The organism is Pseudoflavonifractor sp. MCC625 (assembly GCF_018784545.1).
Taxonomy (GTDB): domain Bacteria; phylum Bacillota; class Clostridia; order Oscillospirales; family Oscillospiraceae; genus Pseudoflavonifractor_A; species Pseudoflavonifractor_A gallinarum.
In genome coordinates, this window is record NZ_WQOJ01000036.1 from 3241 (window position 1) to 5578 (window position 2338).

Here is a 2338-nt window from a genome sequence, read left to right on the forward strand (position 1 = left end):
AATCGGCTTTTCCAGTGCAGGGTCAGACCGTTCCTCATCAGTAAAACGCAGGCGCGGCTCCTTATTCAAACCATTCTCCCAGCATGAGGGAGGACATCATGTAGTGCAGCTCTGCATAAATGGCCATTCCCACAGGATCGTTGAACATACAGCCGGACAGGTAGGCATAAAACTGTGCCACAACATCGGACAGGATCTTTGCTTCGGTTCCTTCCAGAACCAGACCGCCCATACCTTCCTTAGCACGGATAGCACTCCAGATCTCTGCCAGACGGAGCAGCCCCACCTGACCGGTCTCATTCAGTTCGGCTGCCTGATCTGCCGCCGTGCGGCACTCACTTACCGCATCGGCCATGACTGTAAGAAGCTGGCTGCGCTGGGCATTTACCGCCCTGTCAAAAAACATCAGCGGGTTTTTATTCAAAATGTTGGGGTTCATCATTATTCATCCTCCTTTTTCAGTTCCTGGGGTTTTGTGGTCATAATGCGATAAAGCTCGGTATTCTTCGGGAAGTGATCCACGAAAGGCAGGATCGTGGAACCATAGAACAGCAGGCCCTCACCCTCACCGGAGTGTGTCACATAGCTAAGCTGGTGCGTGGAAATGCCCAGCTGCTTGGCAAGTATCTGACGGTCTCCGCCTGCCTGGTTGAGCATATACACGAAGTCGGAGTTTTCAAAGATGTTCTCTACCTCGCGGCTGCTCAAAAGGTCTTTGACATTCTGGGTAATACCTGTCGGAATACCGCCCCATTTACGGAATCGCTTCCAAATTTCTACTGTATAGGCAGCGGTCTGTTCCTCCTTCAAAAGCAGGTGCATCTCGTCGATGTAGTAGCGGGTGGACTTGTGAGCAGCGCGGTTGATGGTAACGCGGTTCCACACTTGGTCCTGCACCACCAGCATACCAATCTTTTTCAGCTGCTTGCCCAGCTCCTTGATGTCATAGCAGACAATGCGGTTGTTGATGTCCACATTGCTCTGGTGGTTGAACACATTGAGGGAGCCGGTTACATAGATTTCAAGGGCCGTAGCGATATACTGGGCTTCCTTTTCCTCCTGTTCCCGGAGCAGGTTATACAGATCCTCCAGTATGGGCATATTCTCCGGGTGCGGGTCATTGAGGTAAGTCTGATAGACCAGACGCACACAGCGGTCGATGATGGTTTTCTGCACCGGCTGTAAGCCCTCCTTACCGCCCACGATCAGCTCACACAAGCTGAGGATAAAATCAGATTTGAGGGACAGCGGGCTTTCATCATCCGAGTAGTCCAGGTTCAGGTCCATCGGATTGATGTAGTTGGTGGAGGTAGGCGAGATCTTGATGACCTGCCCATGCAGACGCTCAACAAGAGGTGCGTACTCCGCTTCCGGGTCACAGATAATGACATCATCGCTGGTAAGCAAAAAGCAGTTGGCGATTTCTCGTTTTGCGCTGAAGGACTTACCGGAACCCGGCGTACCCAAAATCAAGCCGTTGGGGTTTTTCAGCAGCTTTCGATCCACCATGATGAGGTTGTTGGACAGGGCGTTGATGCCGTAGTACAGAGCTTCTTTGCCGTTCTGGAATAATTCCTGTGTGGTGAACGGTACAAAGATGGCCGTAGAACTGGTGGTCAGTCCTCGCTGGATCTCGATCTGATTGAGTCCCAGGGGCAGACAGCTCATCAGCCCTTCTTCCTGCTGGAAGTCCAGCCTGGTCAGCTGACAGTTATACTTCTGGGCAATGGAGCCTGCCTGGAAAATGTTGTTGCCAAGCTGACGGGGATTGTCCGCTGTGTTCAGCACCAGAAAGGTCAAAAGGAACATTCTCTCGTTGCGGCTCTGCAAATCCTGCAAGAGTTTTTTCGCTTCACTGCCGTAGGTAGCAAGGTCGGATGGAATGATGTCCATGTCGTATCCGGCACGAACTGCTTTTTTCTGTTCCTCGATCTTACTGCGGTCCAGGTCGGTAATCTTGCGCTTTACCGTCTTAATGGCTTTCACCTGATCCACCGACTGAATGTGCATACTCACAATGAGCGAGCTTTCCATATCCAAAAAATCAGCCAGTAGACGGTCATTCAGCTCCGGTGCGAGAATCTGCAAAAAAGAAACAGCCCCGTATTTCTTGCCCATACGGAACTGCTTGCCGGTGCGGAACTCAAAGGAACTTGGTGCAATAAAATCCTTTGTGGACAGACCGGAAGGGGCCAGCCAGTCCCATTCAAACTGAAATGGGAGCTGTTCGTCCATGTGGAATACTGCATGAAGCTGAGAAAGCCTTTCTTTACCGTCCAGCGTTCTGGCAGCTACACCAAGACGCTTGAAGTTATTAAGTATATCGGTCTCAATACGC

2 protein-coding genes are annotated in these 2338 nt (G+C 51.2%); both read right to left on the reverse strand.

The window, feature by feature from the left end:
* Positions 1 to 61 precede the first annotated feature (61 nt).
* Positions 62 to 442 (reverse strand): DUF3851 domain-containing protein, encoded by a 381-nt coding sequence (locus GPK94_RS12470; RefSeq protein WP_064786254.1) that lies wholly within the window; start codon positions 440 to 442, stop codon positions 62 to 64.
* A partial coding sequence (locus GPK94_RS12475) for an ATP-binding protein (protein WP_252192630.1) occupies positions 442 to 2338 on the reverse strand: 1897 nt, incomplete at its 5' end. The genes GPK94_RS12475 and GPK94_RS12470, both read right to left, overlap by 1 nt.

What these genes read in the sequence shown, in the direction of transcription:
- GPK94_RS12470 (WP_064786254.1), bottom strand. Translation starts at nt 442, where the DNA reads ATGATGAACCCCAACATTTTGAATAAAAACCCGCTGATGTTTTTTGAC.